The organism is Lentilactobacillus senioris DSM 24302 = JCM 17472, from assembly GCF_001436555.1.
Lineage (GTDB): Bacteria > Bacillota > Bacilli > Lactobacillales > Lactobacillaceae > Lentilactobacillus > Lentilactobacillus senioris.
Map to the genome: position 1 here is coordinate 31,902 of NZ_AYZR01000004.1, position 19,835 is coordinate 51,736.

A 19,835-nucleotide genomic window follows, 5' to 3' on the forward strand; every position below is an offset into this window, starting at 1 on the left:
ACTCAAATTACACCTTGATACTAGAAAGAAGTTGGAAAAAATGTGGCCTAAAATTGTCTTATTTGCGGGAGTTCACGGAATTCATTCTGTCCATATTCTCCATGAACTTTTCAAAAATCAACCAATGATTGGTACCGCCGTCATTGTCGCTATTATTTTGTATTTGATTTATAGAGCCCTCAATCGTTAAAACCCCATTTTAAAATCATCCGTGATAAGATGAACTTAATCACAAAAGTTAATTTGGAGGGATCAATTATGGCTATTAATGCAGATATCAAAAACTTACTAACGGTTTCAGCTCACAAAGGACCTATCGTAACAATCGTGCTTCCTTTAAATCCTAAAGCGGACAATTCCGTAGAAGACAAAACTCAACTCAATAGTTTGATTGCCCAAGCCAAAAAAGCATACCTATCAAAATACTTAAGCAAATTCTGGCCTGACTATGAAGCTCAATTAAACCAATTACTCCAAACCGAAACCTTAGGCAACGACGTTTCTCAAGGTTTAGCTATCTATGTTACCGCAGATCAAATCAACATGTTCCGGCTTAACTACCCAGCTAAGCCAGCCTTTGCAGTGGGTGACACTATGCAAGTCTTACCATTACTAAAAGATTTCCAATTCCCACTCGCATACAATTTAGTTGTTTTGCGGAAGAACTCATTTCATCTCTTCCAAATCCAAAATAGGGTAATCGAAGAACCAGAAGTTACCGCTGATACTCCTTCTACTCTAACAGACGCCTTAGGAGATTACATCCCTGCTGATGATCAACAATTAAAATCTGCTGGTCACGGCCGTGGTCATGGTGCCACTTTCAAACGTGGTTATGATCCTAAAGAAGAATCTGATAGAAGTGATCAACTTCGCTACTTCCAAGCAGTTGATGAATATGTAATCAAGAACTTTACTAACAAGGATCATTTGCCAGTTGTCTTGGCCGCCGAACCTGCCGTCCAAGGCGAATTCAGAAAAATCACTAAGAACAAGATGCTTTCTGATGTTCGCTTCGAAAAGATCCCTAGTCTAAAGACTTCACACGAAGAATTGCTAGACATGGTGCGCAACGTTAACGCTCAATACAACCATTTGACGGTCTTGGAATTGGCTGATCGATTCGACAACGCTACGGGCGCTAAGAAGACCCTTACCGATATCAATAAAATTGCGGAAGCTGCAATGTCCGGTTCAGTGGCTACCCTCTTTATTAAAGATGGTGCTTACGTTGCTGAAAAAGACGTTAGCCACGTTCAATTTGATAGCCAAGACACTACCGGTCATCCAAGTAACTTGCTAAACGATTTGGCTATCACCACTACTGGTTTCAATGGCGATGTTTACGTCCTACCAGAAGAAGAAATGCCAGTTCAAGCAGATTACGCTGCCGTTTTACGTTTCCCAACAACGGAAGTTAAGTAAAGCGCTGAGGGACTCGGTAACTAACGAGTTTCTAACCTAAAAATAACGGGCAGTTCGGCATAAGCCGCTGCCCGTTATTTTGTAGTTAGGTGAGTCCCGAAGCCGTTTTAGAATAGAGTTCTGAGCAAAGCGGTTAAACAGCGAGCATAGTGCTAATTAATTTAGATAGTTCGATTCGAACTTTGAATCGCTATTGAATTAATTGAGCTAGGCGGAACTGTTCGCTTTGAGAGGCCGATTTAGGATAAAGTGCTGAACCTCACGGGTGCTTTCGAGTACCAATAGAAAAATGCTGAATAGTTCGATTTGTTTTTTGAATCGCTATTTGGCATTTTTTGTTGGACGGAAAAAGCAGTGAGGTGAAGCCGTTTTAGTAGAGTGCTGAGACCAACACGGTTTATTTCTGAGCACTAAGAAAATAGCAGTCAATAGTTCGGCCTGAAAGGTCGCTATTGACTGCTATTTATTTAAGCGGAGGAAATAAGTTGGTTGAAGCCGTTTTACGGGGTATTGCAAGGAACAGTAACCACCACATTGCCAACCAAAAAGTAGGATGGGAGTGCCTAAGGCATCTCCTATCCTACTTTTTTTAATTACTTAAAATTTCTAGGCAGCGTACAAATAAACGCCACCCCTGTTGGTGCCACATCCGTTACGGTAATTTTACCGTGATGTTGACCAATAATCCAACTAGCAATAGAAAGCCCTAATCCGTTTCCACCAGTATCTTGATTACGAGATTTATCTACCCGGTAAAAACGTTCAAAAATTCGTTGTTTATCAGCATCAGAAATTGATTCACCCGTATTAGAAACAGTTAATTTCCATGAATTTTTACCGACCGGCTCACTAAAAACATTAATTTGATCACCAGCTTTAGTGTACTTCAAGGCGTTATCAAGTAAAATAACTAAAACCTGCTTTAGCAAATCCACATCAATTTTAACAAATCCATCCACCGTATTGCCAAAGCTCAGTTGCTTATCCTGGCTAGCTGCCACTTCTGCATACGGTTCAACCGTTTCTTGCATAAAATCAGAGAGCTCAACTGCTACTGGATCTACTTGTATCCGGTTGGAATCGGATCTAGCCACCGTCAATAATTCCGACGTTAGACGACTTAGCCGTTTGGTTTCATTTAATGCCTGGTTAATCGGTTCGGTTTCATCAATTACCTGTGACTTAGGCTTAGTAAATAAATATTCCAATTTATTTTGAATGATCGTCAACGGGGTCCGAAGTTCATGAGCAGCGTTAGAAACAAATTCCTGCTGTTTGTTCCATGATCGTAAAATTGGACCCATGAAGTAACTAGACAAGGCGTAACTAATTAAGATCGCAGCCAGCCAAAAGATTACTAAAATAATAATTAAAAGCTTGTCAAACTCCTTAATAATACTGGTTTGCGTATCAATATTTTCGGCAATCAATACATAGTTTACCTGTTTGGTATTTTGATTTTTGACTTTCATCATTACCGTTCGAAAAGAATTGCCGTTAACCTTTTGGGTCATCAGTTGGCCCGTAGTTTTAGGGTCGAACTTAAGTTTTTTTAAGATTACATACCGGTTCCCCAGCGTAGCAGTATTCAAAATTTTACCAGATTCGCTGTAGATTACAGTATCCGCTTGAAATCGAGTTGGTCCCCCATCGCCCGGATTTAACTGGTCATTATTTTGGATACTCTCAGCTGGTCGTAGCAAAACCATTTTTTGCTGATGAACGATGTTTTGATCGATATTAGAATAGACAGAACTTTCGAAGAAGTGACTAACTAAAATGCCTAGTAAGCCAAATAAAAAGGCTAAGGCCAAAAATTCAACAACAAAAAACCGGTGTTGTTGCTTTTGGTTAATCTGATTCTCTTCCTTCATCGTTCACCTCCACGATGTATCCCACGTTGCGAATCGTTTTAATCATACTATCAGCCGCAAATGGCTTTAGTTTTTTTCGGAGATTACTCATGTAAACTTCTACGACACTAAGCGAAGTTTCGGAATCAAATCCCCAAAGGCGATCAAAAATCTGTTCTTTAGTGATAATCATTTCCGGATTTTCTAACAGGTATTGAAGCAAATCAAATTCCTTACCTTTCAAATCCACTAACTGCCCAGCGACGGTTGTCGTATGCTTAGCCAAATCCAAAGTAATGGGGCCGCCCGAAACCGTAGTCTCTTTATTTAATTTTCCGGCGCGCTTAAGTAATGATTTCACCCGCATCAGTAATTCTTCTCGATGAAATGGCTTAGTTAAATAGTCATCGCTTCCCGCCTGAAATCCCTTTAACTTATCTACAATCGTATCTTTAGCAGTCAAAATTAGAACTGGAGTATCATTGCCAAATTGACGGATATTTTTAAGTAGTTCTAACCCATCTTGGCCTGGCAACATAATATCTAAAATGATTAGGTCAATATCCGGTTCCAAGGCCATTTCTTCACCAGTATAACCATCGTAGGCGTTTTTCACCGTAACGGTATCCGCTAAAAAATCAGCGAGTCCGCTAGCTAATTCTTTATTATCTTCGACAATCAAAATTGTTGGTTTATCCATATCTTCACCTCATGTTAACTATAGTAAATAGTTTTGCTTGTCAAAAGTCAAATGAGACCCTTTTCTTTTTTAAGTTTCATTTATGTTAACCTCTGATTTCAGTTTACCAAAGAATTATTAATTCAAAGTTAAAGGGCTAGTATTCCCCTAATATTTATGATATTTTAACCGAAGAGGTGATATATATGAAAAAAGCAATTCGAATTTTAACTGCAGTTGGCGCTGCATTCGCGCTTGCCCTAGTCCTAGTTGGCTGCGGCAATTCTAAGTCTCAATCTAACGGTAGTAATGATAGTAGTAAAGCAAGTATGCAAAATACCAATACAAATAATACCGATGCCAAAACGGCTTTAACTAGTGGTGGTAAACTTTGGTATATGGCCGGTAGTTTAAACGCCAAAAGTAAATCTGGCTTTGACGCCTACTACTTCAAAGGCAACAAGGTAACTATCTACGGTGTCGACAAAATTTACAAGAGTTTTGATGCCGCTAAAAAAGCCAATGCATTAGACAAACAAGGAACTTTGACTTACAGCTTCAAAAACAAGTCAAAGACTCGCCCCGTAATCAGTATGAAGGGCCAACTAAGTGGGCTTGATATGGAGCAAACTATTAGCGTTAAAAAACCTGTTAGTGGTACTAACAAAGCTTCCGGCTTAAAAGTATCTGGTTACAAGGTGGTTCGAGATCTAGATTACGATAAAACTAATCAAGTTTTAGTAGCAGTTCAATAACATAAAAAAGCATGCCACTTGGCATGCTTTTTTATTTACGCAAGGGAGTCCCAGGCGGGTAATTCCACTGGTGCTTTAGTTAATAATTCTCGTTGCGTGTCTGTTAGATATTTTTTATTCACAACCACTTCGTATACAAAGTCATTCATCCAATCAGCACTCATAGTAAAGTAGCCGTCTTCACCGTTTTTAGCGCCCCAAGAATTTTCAACTTTCCACTTAGTCACCTTATCTGCCACCACATCGGCACCGGTAAGGGTCATAGCATGAGAAACTTCTGCTTCGTGAGTTTCTAGTCGTTGAGCCTTAGTCATCTGCAGCTCTACCCCAAATAGTTCGGAATACCGGTACAAATTACTATCCAAATATCCCCGTTTCCGATCCATTTGTTGCATTACATCGTTACCAAACCAAACTGCTTGGCCATCTTGCAACTGAGCTAACGCTACCTGTTCCAACACGTCCATTTCCACGTTTAAAAATTGAATTTGGCGACCGCCGACCACATTTTCTTCACTAGGTAATCGATATAATTGATTCAACGGTTTATCCGGTGAATTAGTCACCGTTACATACTCACTTAAATCCATATCAATATAATCTTGATAAAATTGTTGCGGGGTTAAGTCAGTTACCCGGTGATATTGCTTATCATCATCACGATACGTTAGGTCAAACTGCATTGGTGGTTCTCCTAAGGCATAGGCGGTAATTTTATAAGCAGTGGCTAACATTGCTTCTTTGGCCGCGATGATTTCAACGTCACTTTTTTCTTCCGCAATTAGTTGCCGTAATTGCAGGCCATCTTGTCTTAATTTCCGGTTAAGGGTGGCGGCCAAGGCACTAGTATCTTCAGAATTAGCTGTTTCTGGATAGGCACTAACCGGGACCACTCCGTATTTTTCAACTAGTGCTGCGGCCATATCCCATTGGCCACCATCATCATCTGGCATCTCAAAGTAAAAGCTCACTTCTCTATCGGAAAGTGGTCGATTAGCGGTAGCAATCACCCGATCGTAAAAAATGTTAGCCCGCTCGATTTTGTCCCAGAAAAAGAGGTATTTTTCAGAAAGTTCAAAGTTTTTCACTTTATACTGTTTAGCAAATTGGTGTCGCAACATATTAGCAGCTGAAAATAACCAGCACCGTCCACTACGCTTTTGGTTAGTGACTTTGCCCGTTTCTAGTTCTAATGAAAATACCGGATCTAATCTTACTGCTGCTTGCGGATCAAATGCGGCTGCGTCAATTCCATTGTGTGTGATAGTTCTAGTTAATACTTCAGCATTGGGCTCTTTATGCAAAGAATTGCTTAGTTTGTTTAATTCTGCTTTCTCTAACGGTTGACCAAACTGTGCCATACTATCATTTCCCTTCTGATCTATTTTGATGTGAAAAAAGCCGGCATCTGCCGACTTTTTATTTCTTTTGGCGACCAAATGGCCACCATCTTCTTTTGGTAGTGGTGCTAGTTGCATCTTCACTGCGAGGAGGTAACGGATTAATTTTTTCCGGTTCCGTTTCTTCCGATTGACTTTCTAACTTCACCTTGCCAGGCTTAGTTTCACTATCGGCCTGTGGTTGTTCTGCAGTTTCAATCGCCTGTACCTCTGCCTTGCTGGTTTCCAACTGCTTCATTCGTTGTTGAACATCCAACTGTAACTGTTGAGATTGGTCTAACAACTTATGTAATTCAGCAATTTGACGATCCTTTTCCTTTAATTGATCAGACTGACTGGTCAATTGCTCGCTCAAGACACCTAGCTCTTGACGTGCCAAATCAACTTGATCGTCATCTTCAGCAGTGTCTTGTTCAGTGATTCCACTAGCTTTAAATTGTTCCTTTAGTTCCGCAACCCCTTCATCGGTAATTAAAATTTTATTACCTTGTTTTTCAGTTCGCGTTTTTCGGAACTCGTCCGTCATTCGTTTGCGAATGGCAGTTTTCGATACCCCAATTTCATCGGCAATATCTTTAATAGATTCTGACATACTGTTCACCTCGCTAAACATTATAGCACATCGCAAACTAGTTCGCGAAGTCAGTTTGCAAAATCGAGTTCTACCGGACAGTGATCGGAACCATAGACGTTAGTTAAGATTTCAGCCGCCTCAATTTTATCTTTCAAAATCTCACTCACTACAAAGTAATCAATCCGCCACCCCGAATTGTTTTCACGGGCATGGAATCGATAGCTCCACCAAGAATAAATCCCTGCTTTATTCGGATGCAGCAGTCTAAATGAGTCTACATAGCCCGCAGCTAACCAGTTACTAAAATCAGCTCGTTCTTCGTCTGAAAATCCTGGGTTATGATGATTGCTGGCAGGATTCTTCAGGTCGATTGGCTCATGTGCCACATTTAGATCTCCGCAGACCACCACTGGTTTAATCGCATTTAATTTTTGGAGATAAGCTAAAAAGACAGCGTCCCATTGTTGCCGAAATGCCAAGCGTTTTAACTTCGGTTGCGCATTGGGGGTATAACAACAGACTACGTAATACTTAGGATACTCCGCAGTAATTACCCGCCCCTCATGGTCTAGCTCTTCATTACCAATATCAGTAGAAACGGATAACGGTTTTTCCTTGGTAAATATGGCGGTTCCAGAATACCCCTTACGTTCAGCAAAATTCCAATACTGGTGGTATCCAGGTAAATCCAGTTCAATTTGGCCCGCTTGCACCTTAGTTTCTTGAATGCAAAAAACATCTGCATCTAGTTGGTTAAAGGTAGCCATAAAATCATGGGTGTTCACCGCTGCTCGAATTCCATTCACGTTCCAAGAGATTAACTTTGTCATTAACTCCCCTCCTCAATTACCCCTAGTTTATCATAGCCTAGTTGGTGTGCTTGAAGAGATATGCTAAAATTGAAGCAGTTTAATTTAAGTGAGGCAGTAAATATGAAAACCGTTTATTTAGTTCGTCACGGACAAACCCTTTTGAATCACTTCAATAAAATGCAGGGCTGGGTCGACTCCCCCTTAACCGAGTTAGGACAACAACAGGCAGCTACTACTGGTAATAAATTAGCTAACGTTGCCTTTTCATACGCCGCCAGTTCGGATTTAGGTCGAGCAATGGATACTTTAGACATCATTTTGGCCCAGCAAACACAGCCCACTCCGATTCCTGAACGTCTTCTTGATTTAAGAGAGGCTTACTTCGGATCCTTTGAAGGTTTAGACTCTAAGTTAACCTGGAACATGATCGGTGGCCCCCAGGGCTTCCGTCATCAACCGGATTTAGTTGAACGGTACGGAATTCTTAAAATTCGCGATTTCATGAATGCCGCCGACTCTTTTCACGAAGCAGAAACGGGTGAACAGTTAGCTCAACGAATTAACCAAGCACTAATTCATTTGAGCAACAGTTTAGAGGATGGCCAAGCAGCCATCGTAGTTAGTCACGGAACCTATATTAGGACCCTTGCTACCTTGTTGACTCCTGGACAACCAGTAATGCCTCAACCTAATAATGGTAGTATCACTAGGCTAGACGTTACAGATCCTAATAATGCTCAAATCATTAAATATAATGAATAATAAAAAAGCCGGTACAATTTTGTACCAGCTTTTTAGCTAATTAATATGCTAAATTATTAACATTATTTCGTTGAGTTTTATCAGTTTCCCAGAATGGAACCTTTACTACCCCGATAATGTTCTTCTTAGAGACAAAGCCCCAGTAGCGACCATCATTAGAAACACTTCGGTGGTCACCCATTACGAAGTACTGACCCTTGGGAACCTTGGTAACTCCATTATACTCACTCCATTGTGATGAAAGGGACTTCAAATCCCAGTTACCAGTACCGGAAGTGCGTTCTGATTTGCTAATAAAGTTTTGCTTTACTAGCTTACCGTTAACGTATAAATCACCATTCTTACTAGAAACGGTATCCCCTGGTAATCCAATTACTCGCTTAACGTAATCCGTGCCTTTAGTTTTAGCACTAGGATCTTCGCCATAGGCGTCGAACACAATTACACTTAAATGTTTAATTGGCGCTTGTCGCCAAACGATCATTCGTTCATTATTTACTAAGTTAGGTTCCATTGAAGGTCCATCAACTCGAGCTACGGTAACAACAAATGCCCGTAATAAAAGAGCGATGATTAACCCAATTGCGATAGGGATAACCCAGCTGAGTATCTCTTTAACTGTTTTCATCAACTAATACTCCTTTTATTTAACACCTCATTGAGACGTTAATTAATCATAATCGATTATACCATAAGTTAACCTACGGCTTAAAACTCCGAACTATCCACAAGAAAGAAGGCAATTATGAACACCACTCCATCTACCGCCAAACGCGTTTGGTTAACCATTTTGTTAGGAACCATCAGCGCTACAGGCCCACTATCCATTGATTTATATTTACCTGCGTTACCTGAAATGAGCGCCTTTTTAAATGCCCCTGCGAGCTTAATTCAAATGAGCTTAAGCTCTTGTTTATTAGGACTAGCATTAGGTCAAATCATTGCGGGGCCGCTAAGTGATAAATACGGTCGGAAAATTCCCTTAATAATTGGTTTTTCAATTTTTGGAATTACTTCTCTTTTAATTTCATTTAGTACTTCAGCATACATGCTGATCGGCTTAAGATTCGTTCAAGGGCTAGCAGGAGCTAGTGGTCAAGTACTATCTAGAGCAATTGCTAGAGACATGTTCTCCGGTCCCCTTCTTACCAAATTTTATGCCATGCTATCTGCAGTCAACGGTATTTTCCCAGTTATTTCTCCAGTCATTGGTGGCTTTTTAGTTAAATACACCGGTTGGAAAGGCATCTTTACTTTACTAGCTATTATTGGTCTAGTAGTCGTCATAGCCATTTTTGTCGGCCTACCTGAAACCTTGCCTGAAGATGCTAGAATTACTAGTAGTGCTATGTCCACAATTACAGACACCTTTAAGCTCTTAACCGATCGAGGATTCCTCCGGTTAATTATCCTAGCCGGTCTGATTTACGGAGCACTTTTTAGTTATATTTCCGCTTCTTCATTCGTTTTCCAAACAGAATTCCATATGTCCGTTCAAAAATTCAGTTTACTTTACGCTTTAAATGGGGTGGGAATTGCGTTAGGATCAGCACTTCCCGGACGCTTATCACAAAAATATTCCATCCTATCGCAAACTTGGTTTGCATTTACTGGTACCGGAATTTTAAGCTTAATTCTCTTGGCTAGTTCATTTATGTGGCATAATTTATTCCTCGTGATCGGCCTAGTATTTTTCATCGTTATCTTCATCGGAATGCTACTTACCACAATTACTTCTATTATTATGAACAGTAACAGCAGTAATGCTGGTGGAACTTCTGCTTTAATGGGCGTATTTCAAAATGCCGTCAGTAGTTTAATGTCACCAATCGTCGGATTAATGGGGACTCATACCTATACACCAATGGCGGCCGCAATTGTCTTTTGTTGCGCAACCGGATTAAGCTTATTAAAGCGAGTTCGTTATAATCATTAATACCCACAAAAAAGCCACCGGACTGCGGTGGTTTTTTTGTAAGGGAGATATATATTAAGAATAGAGTGGAATAGATCAGAGTTGGCTTAATCAGGATGCTAAATCCTTCGCTTGCCTTGTCGATTAGCTGCGGTCACCTCTTTGCAATCTATCAGATGTTTGAAGAAGTCAATTTGTAATTGACTATGCTGTAATAATAATCATCCCGCCTTAATTCCAACTTAAAAAAAGAATACGAAATAGTTAAGGTCATCTCTTAATTGTATTGCCGTAAAAATTCAGATAATAATTTTAACCCAGTTTGTAGAACCTGGGTTGGGGCACAGTAACCTAACCGTACGTGTCCTGGTAAATCAAAGCGTTCTCCGGGAACTAACAACACTCCGGTTTCCTTTAATAATCGTAAACAAAATGCTTCTGTATCTTCGGAAATATCCAGACGCGGAAACGAGGTCGACACCATTTGCGGAGTAGCCAGTGAGACTCGAGGTTCTTGAGCTACCCAGTCCGTTAAGATCTTTAAATTACGAGTAACTAAATCACGGTTACGAGCTAGAACTTGATCACGATGCTGTAAAACATACGTTGCCACTAAATCTCCTAGTACGCCCCCGCAAATCATAGTATAGTCCCTAAACGTCCGGAAAATATTGGTTACTTCTGCATTTGAAGCCGTCCAACCAATTCGAATTCCGGGAACTGAATAGGTTTTCGATAATGAATTAGTTGCAATTCCCCGGTCATACAAATCAACAATTGATTTGTAGTCCACATCAGTGGCTAATGGCTGATAAACTTCATCAACTAAAACATACGCTCCTACTGTCTTAGCAATTGCAACTACTTGTTCCAAAAAGGTACGATCCAGTACGGTTCCCGTCGGATTATTAGCGTTATTTAAACAAATCATTTTTGTGTCTGATCGTACTAATTCCTTTAATTTGGTCAAACTAGGTTGCCAGTCTTGATCTTCTTCGATCGGCCAAAAATCCACCTCTGCTCCTAAGGACTTAGGAATATCATACAATTGTTGATACGACGGATATTCAGCCACCACGTGGTCTCCAGAATTTAATAAAGCGTAAAGTACCAAGTGATTTGCGCCCGTGGCACCGTTAGTTTGCAAAATATTGTCAGCTGACATGTGATCATACAACTTGCTAACTTCTTGTTTAAATTCTGGGGACCCCTCAATATGACCGTAATTTAGTTTATTTTGCTTAAGGTCCGTTAATAATTGCTGCCCAGCAGGTGGATCAAAAGCCACTAGTTCTTCTAATGTCAACGACGCAATTGTACTTTGAGAAATATCATATTGAGCCTTAGTTTCCCATTCGTTTAACCATGCTTCTACGCCAAATCCAGCAATCTCTACCATTATTCACCCTCCATTTATGCATTAAACTGAAATTTTATTCATTAATAATAACATAATTCCAATTACTGCACCCAAGGAAATCAATGCTGTAAGAATCCATTCATAAGGGAACAATGCACGATCATGATGCTCTTCTTTTCTGGCTTTCACGAAGAACCAGATTCCTGGAATATATGCAATAAAGCATAATAATACATATTGTAATCCAGCTAAGTAAATCCCTACACATTGAAATGCTAAGGCTAAAAAGCCAATTAACACTTGCCCATTTTGCCGTTTGCGCCAAGCAAACTTCATTTGATATGCTCCTACAAAGATATAGCTAATCACAATTGCTGCCGTACACAGCGAGTAAGCAAAATTATATGCACTTTCCATAAAAAGAAGTGAAATCAAGAAAATTTGTACTAATCCAGCAGTCACAACTAAAGCGACAATTGGTGCCTTATGTTTATTTTCTTTAGCAAAAAACTTAGGTAGCAAGCCTTCATCCGCCATTAAGCGCATGGTTTCCGCAGGTAGCATGGTCCAAGAAATCCAAGAGCCAAATAAAGAAATGATGAGGCCGATACTAATAAACGCTCCACCCCAAGTTCCAACCATATCCTTAAAAATATAAACCATGGCTGGTTGATCAAGATTCATTAATTCGGTCCGGCTCATATAACCATACGGCAAAATAGATGCTAGGACATAAATTAAAATTAAACACAGTAGCCCTATAATGGTAGCTTTTCCTGCATCCGATTTACGTTTAGCTCGTGAAGATAAATTTACGGCCCCTTCAACCCCAACGAAAACCCACATCATTACCATCATACAGTTTTTAATTTGTTCGCCGACTCCTTTGCCGCCATTGAAATTACCAGAAACGTTATTCCAAAAATGAGCGGTAAAAATTTGACTCTTAAATAGTAGCAAGGCAATAACAATAAACGTGAAGAGTGGGATTAACTTACAAATCGTAATAATAGCGTTAAGGAATGCTGCATTTTCAACGCCTCGACTAACAAACCAAGTTAATCCCCACGAAACAATACTAGCGCAGATAATCGCAATCACACTTTGCCCTGATTTGAATGCGGGCACAAAATAACCAATCGCACTCATCATCACGGTGGCGAAGGCAACGTTGCCAAGCCATGTAGATAGCCAATATCCCCATCCGCTAATGAAACCGGCATAGTCACCAAAGCCTTCCTGGGCATAAGCAAAGATTCCTTCTAATTCTGGCCTTTCTAACACTAAGTTATTCAAACTAAGAGCCAACATCAAAATTCCAAATCCCACAATTCCCCAAGCAATCAAGGCCGGCCCTGGTGAGGCCCCTACTGCTAAGTCAGACGTTAACGCAAAGATTCCCGCTCCAATAGCAGATGTAATTACCATTGCAATCAAAGACGGTAGACTAATTCCATTTACATTACCAGTTAGTTCATCTTTTTTCATTGCTTTCACATCCTAACCCTATAATATGATTGTATTTATTTTAATGATAATAATAACGTAATATCAAATCTAATGGCTGATATTCATTGTTTTTTTACGAAAGCGGTACCATTTTGTTCACATTTTAACATAACTATCTATTAAAAAAAGATCCTAACCAATACCACAGCAGTATTAATTAGGATCCAACTATTTAATATTAAAATTCTTCTGGCGTCATTGAATCTTGATAGATTTTTTTAACGTCTTCTACACTCAAGTTTACGTAAGGTGCGGTGTCTAAATGACCGACCTTGACCGCACTTTGGGCCATTGCATCAAAGTATTGATCATCATTGATGTCAACACCTGGAAGGGTCATTGGAATTTGCATTAAGTTCAACCATTCGTAGGTCTTCTTAATCGCTAATTCAGCAATTTCACGATCACTACCGTTATCAATATGCCAAACGTTACGACCGAAGCGAGCAAATAATGCTTCAGTATCATCTGACAAGATAAACTTCATCCATCTTGGTGTAAGGATTCCTAATCCCACACCGTGGGTAATATCGTAATAAGCTGACAATTCGTGTTCCAATGGGTGCACGGTCCAACCATCTTGGCCACCTAACTGCACAATTCCATTAAGCGCCATCGTTGCTGACCACATTAGGTTAGCCCGAGCATCGTAACTATCAGGATGTTCCAAAGCGATTGGAGCCCATTTAATTACTGCTCGCATCAAACCTTCGATCATCCCTTTGGAAGCATCGTTAGCTGGTTGAGCGTCAAAATATTGTTCAGTCAAATGACTGAAAATATCAATAGAACCCGCAGCAGTTTGCCAAGCTGAGACTGTGTAAGTCAAGGTAGGATCTAAGAAAGATACAGCTGGACTGTTAGGACCTTGAGTACCTAATTTTTGATGGGTAGCGGGATTAGAAATCACAGAACCAAAGTTCATTTCAGTTCCCGTAGCTGCCAAAGTTAAAATGTCGACCACTGGTAATTGGTTTAACTTCATCCGGTCGGCACCGTTAGCCTTAACTACCAGATCCCATGGATCACCATCGTAGTAGTATGCAGACGCAATTACCTTGCTGGCATCAATAACTGAACCACCACCAACGGCTAAGATAACATCAACGTTATTTTCTTTGGCTAAGCGTTGGCCTTCTCTAACAGAATCAATCTTAGGATTAGGCTCCACTCCGGAAAGTTCCGTAATGTTTAGATCGTGTAATAATGCCTTAACCCGATCATATAATCCTGATTTTTTAATCGATTGCCCACCATAAACGAGCAACACATTGTTACCAAATTGAGTTACCGCATCGTGTAAGCCGGCGTCAATAACGTCAGTTCCGAAGCGAATGTCCGTAGTATTATGAAAGCGAAAATCTTGCATAGTAATTGGGGCCTCCTTATAAGTAGTAAGCTCATTATACGCCAAGTAAGTAAAGATGGCACTCAAAGACACAAAAACTTTCGGTTAATGCTTAACCGAAAGTTTTTGATTTTAATTAATAACATTATTAGCGTCATGGTTAATTAATTTAATTAACGGAGTTTGATCCGCATGATGAATAATTGGGCTAGCGCTGGTTTTACTCTTAAGTCGGTTTTTCCCATTGGTAGTTTGTAAATAATAACCTTTGGCTGCGACACCGTTCACCCGGTTAAGCCCATCGTAGTTGTTAACAGCTAATTTATTGGTTAGCTTACCACTATCCATTTCGAAGCTACCATCTCTTAATTTGGCCTGACCGTTAGTAACTCTTAACTGGGTCAAATGCACGTTACCATCATTACTGTTGAGCTTAAAGTTCTTAATCGTTCCCCTGGTAGCAAATAAATCACCATCGCCTTGAGAAGTCTCTAAGCGGTTAATGTAATTATCAGTTAAATTAATTTGACCATTCGCATTATTAATTTTAACGTTGGTTAAGACCGCTGACTCTGGCACCGTGATGATAATATTGTGTACCGGGGCAGCTTGCCAATCGATCCCTCCACTAAAGCTATCACTCCAGTCTTGGGTTACCGTTAATTTTTGGTGACTAACACGATAAGTGGGCTTACCCACGTTGCGATCTTCCAAACGAATACCATAGCGTTTGCCCCGTTGAATGGCGATATTAGCGTCTGTAACATCTAGATCAATTTCTGTTATTGTGGGTAAAGTTTTATTCCGCACTTCTTCGTGGACGATCTTAGGGCGCCAATCCTTACCAACTGCAACCGGTTGAGCACCGCCCATTCGCCAACCGATAAAAGTAGCGATTAACCCACCAACAAATAAGACAACGCCAAATTTAATTAGTTTCTTCATGGTTATCCCCCTTTACTTTCGGTTGTTTCTTAGTGATCTTACGGTAAAGCCAGCTGATCGCAATCGCAATCATAGCAACGGCCCACTTTAACACACTAATTGCAATTGGAATGCCAATAAACAGGGCTCCCAGACCGGTGACCCCGACTCCTAAGTAAAAGAGTGCTACGTTAGCGTTCGTTAATACCATCATAATTCCAATGTAAATGGCAATAACGGATAACACAAATACCGTTCCCACCATTACAACGGCCGCAAATAGTAAAGCGCCTACGGTTAGCATCCCCGCAAATAATACTGCTAACACCGCTAAAGCTAGCGGAATCGTTAGTGGCGTTGAAGCAATTCCTAAAATCACCAACCAAATCAACATAACGTTGGAACGGCCATCTTGTTTTTGAATTTTTTCCTTAACCGCTTGATCATTAGAACTAAATTCAGAATTACTTTCATCAGCGTTAATGGAGTAATCCGCTAATACTTTATGGGTCAGTTGCTTTGGAGTTCCCAAACGGGATTCCACTTCTGATTTGGTAACTAATCCCGCGTCTTGTAGATATTCAGCGTAAAATTCTACTACGTCATCAATTTCTTCCGCGGTCAAATGCCCCGCTAATCGATTTTTTAATTCATCTAAGTACTGTTGTACATCCCTTGCCATTATCCCTGTCCTCCTAAAGCCACCGGTGGAATTTGAGTTTGATCAAAAATGCCATCTAAATTCTTTTTATACGTTTTCCACGCCCCTAAAAGTTGTTCCAGGTGTTGCGTTCCCGCTTCCGTAATCCGGTAATATCGCCGATTTCTTCCCTGAAATGGTTGGTCATAAGTAGTTAACCAATCATTTTTTTGCAGGCGCTTTAATACTGGATACATAGTTGAGTCGGAAATATTAATCGTTTTTTGGATTTCTTGGGTAATTGCGTACCCATAGTAATCTTCTCGCGTTAACAGAGAAAGTACTAAACCATCTAACAACTCCGAGCTGATTTGAATTTCCATAGTTTTTTCCATCCTTTATTAATTACAATTTAATATTATACGTCATATAGTATAGACGTCAAACCTTTTTTAAGTTGGAGGCAGATCCATTGAATTTAATCTAAATGCATGCTAAAACTGATAATATGCAATTCAGAACTCTTTAGGGGGATTAACTAACATGAAAAAAGAAACCGTTGCTGCCGCGATTGCCCTTCCTTTTATTACGGCAACCGGCTTACTAGATGCTTCCGAACGTTTATATAAATTTGTTTTTAACCGGGTTAACGAAGTCCCACCCACCTCTGAAGAAAAGCAAAAATATGCTGCTGATTACTATGGCTACGTTGATTGGCTTCATACCCAGCCGACTAGAATCTGGCATTTAAATGGCAATACTGATGAGCAATTAAGTGCCATTTTCGTCCCCGCCGATCAAGAGAGTAATGACACGGTGATCATTGCCCATGGTTACAAAGGTAACGGTGAAACTATGGCTAATTACGCTAAAATGTTTCATGAATTGGGCTTTAACGTATTGCTTCCTGATAGTCGAGCCCACGGTAATTCTGCTGGTAAATATATTACTTTTGGCTGGCTAGACCGCTTAGATTATTTAGATTGGATCACCAAAATTATCAACTATGGCGGCGCTGATACCCGGATTGTGCTCTTCGGAGTTTCTATGGGTGGGGCCACGGTAGAGATGTTAAGCGGTGAGAAACTTCCAGAACAAGTAAAATTAATCATTGCTGACTGTGGTTATTCTGATATTAATAGCGAATTAACCTACCTATTAAAGCAACTCTACCACATGCCAAAATATCCAATTGTACCAGCTGTAAGCTTAATTAATAAACGCCGCCAAGGATTTAATTTAAAGCAAGTATCTTCTATTAACCAACTAGCTAATAATAAGCTTCCTATCTTCTTCATCCACGGTGAAAAAGATACCTACGTACCTACCGAAATGGTCAATGAAAATTATGCCGCCACTAAGGGGCCTAAACAGAAATGGATTGTTCCTAATGCCGCGCATGCAGAAAGTTTTTGGATTAATCCAGAGGAATACCGCCGAAGAGTTAAGGAATTTTTGGACGAGTATTTAATTGAATAGAGTGCTGAGGGACTCGGGAACTAACGAGTTTCTAACCTAAAAATAGCAGGTAGTTCGGCGAATGCCACTATCTGTTATTTTGTGGTTAGGTGAGTTAATTGAGTGCCGAAGCCGTTTTAGATAAAGTGCTGAACGTCACGGGTACTTTTGAGTACCAATGAAAAAAGAACGCAATAGTCGCGTTCTTTTTCTTTTAGTTTATTTAAAAGCAGCAAAGGCTTTAACAATCGTTTCATATTCTGCCACGCTTAATTCAATTTGCATGGCAGCAGCGTTATTTACAACTTGTTCTGGCTGTTTAGCTCCCGGAATGACAACCGAAACTAACGGATTTTGCATGTACCAGGCTAAAACTACCTGAGCCACATTAGCATTATGGTTAGCTGCAATTGGTCGTAGTTGATCTACCGCCGCTAAAATCTGTTTGAAGCGCTCGCCAGTAAAGTCTGGCATCTGACTTCTAATATCACCATCTGCAAAAGTTACCTCGCTGGTATATTTTCCGGTTAATAATCCCGAAGCCAGTGGGAAGTAAGGTACAAAGCTAATTTGGTGATCCTTTAAATATGGCATCATTACCTGAGCATTTTCTTGATGCAATAAACTATACTCATCTTCCACTACATCAACATAACCATCAGCGTTAGCTTCTTTGATTTGAGCTAGTGAGAAATTAGAAACACCGATCGCCCGAATTTTCCCCTGTTCCTTTAACCGTTGCAAAGCTCCAACCGCTTCAGCTTTCGGGGTATTGTCATCCGGAAAATGAATATAGTAAATATCCACGTAGTCAGTTTGAAGGCGTTTAAGACTGGCTTCCACTTGAGCAGTTAAAAATTCAGGATCGTTATTAATTACCTCACTACCACTACTAAAATCATGGGCTCCCTTAGTAGCCAATGCAAAAGAATGCCGATCATAATCTTTAATGGCTTGTCCAACTAATTCTTCGGAATGGCCTAGCCCATAAACATAGGCGGTATCTAATAATTTAATACCATTATCTAGTCCGGCCTTAACAACCTCTATCCCCGTTTGATCTTGCAAATTTGGAAAAAGATTCGTCCCACCGACTGCGTTAGTTCCCAATCCTAACGGTGTTGATTCCACGTCACTCTTACCAATGGTTACGTTTGCTTGTGTCATCCCAATTTCCTCCTTGTAATCGCTATTTTAAGATTTATTATACCGAGCCAACTTCAATAACCCAATCCCTTTTACCAATTTAATAAAAGTCAAGTAACGGTAACGACCCTTAAAAATCACTAACATTCACAACCTTATGCTGGTCAAATCACTTAATTTCAGTAATAATAATAAAGCAGCATTTTTAAGAGGAGATCAAACATGTTAATTGGAATTGGAGTTGTTTTAATCCTGATTCTGATTGGGTATTTATTTCACCGTAAATGGAAATTTCGCTCAATTATTATCAGCGTCAGTTTAATATTACTAGCAGTGGTTAGTTACTTAATTGCTACTAACCACCAAAACCATTACGGGATGCATGTTTTCATTGATTCTAGTGGTAGTATGCTCTATTCTCCAATCGCTAATCATCCCAGAATTTTACTGTACGACGATGGCGCTCCCAATAATCAAAAGCGGGTTTATTATTTCAAACAATATCCTAATCAACCCACAATTTCTAAAACTGATTCGCAAGCCACAATTACTAAGGTAACCATTATCGAGCAACCCGCTAGCCTGGTCACTAAAACGGGGTACTGGATCTACAATTCGTCCAATAGTCAATTCTGGTTTGATTTTTCACACAATAATAACCAATTCGATCACAAGTCATACTACTTCAATATTAACTCTAGTTGGATTGAAATGAGCATCACTGAAGCTAAGCAGCAACATTTATTGGATGCTAATACCCTACAACAAATTAAACAGGCCAAAATAGCCACATATTAAAAACAGCCGCCACAATTAGTGGACGGCTGTTTTTAATTAGAACCGATAAGTTTGCTTGTTTCCCAAATCATTATTCACTACCGCAGATGACATTTTAATTTCAAACGCCTCTAACGATTCACCCGAGGCATCCCAAATTTTTTGGTAACCCGGGATTAACTCTAAGTAGCGAGGTAATAGGTCCAGCATCGATTGAGTAGCGTGCTCAATATTTACGTGGTGAGAACGAACTGACGGGCAATGCTCTATTTCATTACGAGGAATAGTAACTAACGCCGCATCTGGGTGCTGTTCATAAACAGCGATGGCTGCACTGTTCTTTTTTGCTGCAAAGTATAATACTCCAGGTTGATCCTGATACCACACAAAATTTACAATTTTTACATCTGCCAAGTTAGCAAGTGAAGTACTCAATGCCAATCTGTCAGCTGCTTGCAAGGCTTGATTCATCAATTCAGTTTCCATTGGTACTTCTCC

General features: G+C 40.0%; 21 protein-coding genes. 7 read left to right on the plus strand and 14 right to left on the minus strand.

Going from position 1 to position 19,835, the window contains the following annotated elements; genetic code table 11:
* Nucleotides 1–40 precede the first annotated feature (40 nt).
* Nucleotides 41–190: a hypothetical protein gene (locus tag FC56_RS08185; RefSeq protein ID WP_164477427.1), complete on the plus strand. Its 150-nt coding sequence runs from the start codon at nucleotides 41–43 to the stop codon at nucleotides 188–190.
* A gap of 68 nt (nucleotides 191–258) precedes the next feature.
* Nucleotides 259–1,425: a baeRF6 domain-containing protein gene (locus FC56_RS00475; protein ID WP_054671042.1), complete on the plus strand. Its 1,167-nt coding sequence runs from the start codon at nucleotides 259–261 to the stop codon at nucleotides 1,423–1,425.
* A 593-nt stretch (nucleotides 1,426–2,018) separates the two neighbouring features.
* Here FC56_RS00475 and FC56_RS00480 read toward each other — a convergent pair.
* Nucleotides 2,019–3,299 (minus strand): sensor histidine kinase, encoded by a 1,281-nt coding sequence (locus FC56_RS00480; RefSeq protein ID WP_056977258.1) that lies wholly within the window; start codon nucleotides 3,297–3,299, stop codon nucleotides 2,019–2,021.
* Nucleotides 3,277–3,978 (minus strand): response regulator transcription factor, encoded by a 702-nt coding sequence (locus FC56_RS00485; protein ID WP_056977260.1) that lies wholly within the window; start codon nucleotides 3,976–3,978, stop codon nucleotides 3,277–3,279. Before FC56_RS00485 ends, FC56_RS00480 begins: the two co-directional genes overlap by 23 nt.
* 185 nt (nucleotides 3,979–4,163) lie before the next feature.
* Between FC56_RS00485 and FC56_RS00490 the strand changes: the two genes are divergently transcribed.
* Entirely contained in the window at nucleotides 4,164–4,712 is a 549-nt protein-coding gene (locus FC56_RS00490) for a hypothetical protein (protein WP_187116924.1), read from the plus strand.
* A 35-nt stretch (nucleotides 4,713–4,747) separates the two neighbouring features.
* Here the strand turns inward: FC56_RS00490 and FC56_RS00495 are convergent, their stop codons facing one another.
* Genes FC56_RS00495 through FC56_RS00505 form a run of 3 tightly spaced genes read right to left on the minus strand, consistent with a single transcriptional unit; the run spans nucleotide 4,748 to nucleotide 7,516 of the window.
* Nucleotides 4,748–6,073, minus strand: coding sequence for a C1 family peptidase (locus FC56_RS00495; protein WP_056977898.1), 1,326 nt, complete (start codon nucleotides 6,071–6,073; stop codon nucleotides 4,748–4,750).
* A 58-nt stretch (nucleotides 6,074–6,131) separates the two neighbouring features.
* Nucleotides 6,132–6,704, minus strand: a complete 573-nt coding sequence (locus FC56_RS00500) for a DUF536 domain-containing protein (RefSeq protein WP_056977262.1) — start codon at nucleotides 6,702–6,704, stop codon at nucleotides 6,132–6,134.
* A 50-nt stretch (nucleotides 6,705–6,754) separates the two neighbouring features.
* A complete protein-coding gene (locus tag FC56_RS00505; RefSeq protein WP_056977263.1) occupies nucleotides 6,755–7,516 on the minus strand; it encodes an exodeoxyribonuclease III in 762 nt (253 codons plus the stop codon).
* Nucleotides 7,517–7,618: 102 nt separating this feature from the next.
* Here FC56_RS00505 and FC56_RS00510 point away from each other — a divergent pair, with 102 nt between their 5' ends.
* Complete coding sequence (locus FC56_RS00510) at nucleotides 7,619–8,260, plus strand: histidine phosphatase family protein (RefSeq protein ID WP_082620528.1); 642 nt, start codon at nucleotides 7,619–7,621, stop codon at nucleotides 8,258–8,260.
* A 40-nt stretch (nucleotides 8,261–8,300) separates the two neighbouring features.
* Here the strand turns inward: FC56_RS00510 and lepB are convergent, their stop codons facing one another.
* Complete coding sequence (lepB, locus tag FC56_RS00515) at nucleotides 8,301–8,888, minus strand: signal peptidase I (protein ID WP_054671068.1); 588 nt, start codon at nucleotides 8,886–8,888, stop codon at nucleotides 8,301–8,303.
* 117 nt (nucleotides 8,889–9,005) lie between these two features.
* On the opposite strand from lepB, the gene FC56_RS00520 reads away from it, so the two are divergent.
* Nucleotides 9,006–10,196, plus strand: coding sequence for a multidrug effflux MFS transporter (locus FC56_RS00520; RefSeq protein WP_056977265.1), 1,191 nt, complete (start codon nucleotides 9,006–9,008; stop codon nucleotides 10,194–10,196).
* A gap of 256 nt (nucleotides 10,197–10,452) precedes the next feature.
* Here FC56_RS00520 and FC56_RS00525 read toward each other — a convergent pair whose 3' ends face one another.
* The 6 genes from FC56_RS00525 to FC56_RS00550 form a co-directional block, all read right to left on the minus strand.
* On the minus strand, nucleotides 10,453–11,574 hold the full coding sequence (locus FC56_RS00525) for an aminotransferase (RefSeq protein WP_056977267.1): 1,122 nt from the start codon (nucleotides 11,572–11,574) through the stop codon (nucleotides 10,453–10,455).
* 21 nt (nucleotides 11,575–11,595) lie between these two features.
* Nucleotides 11,596–13,023 (minus strand): arginine-ornithine antiporter, encoded by a 1,428-nt coding sequence (gene arcD / locus FC56_RS00530; protein ID WP_056977269.1) that lies wholly within the window; start codon nucleotides 13,021–13,023, stop codon nucleotides 11,596–11,598.
* A gap of 199 nt (nucleotides 13,024–13,222) precedes the next feature.
* Nucleotides 13,223–14,413, minus strand: coding sequence for an iron-containing alcohol dehydrogenase (locus tag FC56_RS00535; RefSeq protein WP_054671072.1), 1,191 nt, complete (start codon nucleotides 14,411–14,413; stop codon nucleotides 13,223–13,225).
* 111 nt (nucleotides 14,414–14,524) lie between these two features.
* The gene (locus FC56_RS00540; protein ID WP_056977271.1) at nucleotides 14,525–15,337 is read right to left on the minus strand and encodes a DUF4097 family beta strand repeat-containing protein; all 813 of its coding nucleotides are present in this window, start codon (nucleotides 15,335–15,337) and stop codon (nucleotides 14,525–14,527) included.
* The gene (locus tag FC56_RS00545) at nucleotides 15,321–15,998 is read right to left on the minus strand and encodes a DUF1700 domain-containing protein (RefSeq protein ID WP_056977273.1); all 678 of its coding nucleotides are present in this window, start codon (nucleotides 15,996–15,998) and stop codon (nucleotides 15,321–15,323) included. Before FC56_RS00545 ends, FC56_RS00540 begins: the two co-directional genes overlap by 17 nt.
* On the minus strand, nucleotides 15,998–16,339 hold the full coding sequence (locus tag FC56_RS00550) for a PadR family transcriptional regulator (protein ID WP_056977275.1): 342 nt from the start codon (nucleotides 16,337–16,339) through the stop codon (nucleotides 15,998–16,000). The genes FC56_RS00545 and FC56_RS00550 overlap by 1 nt, the downstream gene beginning before the upstream one ends.
* Before the next feature lie 160 nt (nucleotides 16,340–16,499).
* Here FC56_RS00550 and FC56_RS00555 point away from each other — a divergent pair, with 160 nt between their 5' ends.
* Nucleotides 16,500–17,435: an alpha/beta hydrolase gene (locus tag FC56_RS00555; protein ID WP_056977277.1), complete on the plus strand. Its 936-nt coding sequence runs from the start codon at nucleotides 16,500–16,502 to the stop codon at nucleotides 17,433–17,435.
* Between the two features lie 198 nt (nucleotides 17,436–17,633).
* Here FC56_RS00555 and FC56_RS00560 read toward each other — a convergent pair whose 3' ends face one another.
* Nucleotides 17,634–18,581 carry an aldo/keto reductase gene (locus FC56_RS00560; RefSeq protein WP_056977279.1) on the minus strand — a complete coding sequence of 316 codons (948 nt, stop codon included), beginning with the start codon at nucleotides 18,579–18,581 and terminating at the stop codon, nucleotides 17,634–17,636.
* Between the two features lie 201 nt (nucleotides 18,582–18,782).
* On the opposite strand from FC56_RS00560, the gene FC56_RS00565 reads away from it, so the two are divergent.
* Nucleotides 18,783–19,358 (plus strand): DUF4811 domain-containing protein, encoded by a 576-nt coding sequence (locus tag FC56_RS00565; protein ID WP_056977281.1) that lies wholly within the window; start codon nucleotides 18,783–18,785, stop codon nucleotides 19,356–19,358.
* A 36-nt stretch (nucleotides 19,359–19,394) separates the two neighbouring features.
* Here the strand turns inward: FC56_RS00565 and FC56_RS00570 are convergent, their stop codons facing one another.
* Nucleotides 19,395–19,823 (minus strand): hypothetical protein, encoded by a 429-nt coding sequence (locus FC56_RS00570; protein WP_054671096.1) that lies wholly within the window; start codon nucleotides 19,821–19,823, stop codon nucleotides 19,395–19,397.
* Nucleotides 19,824–19,835 lie beyond the last annotated feature (12 nt).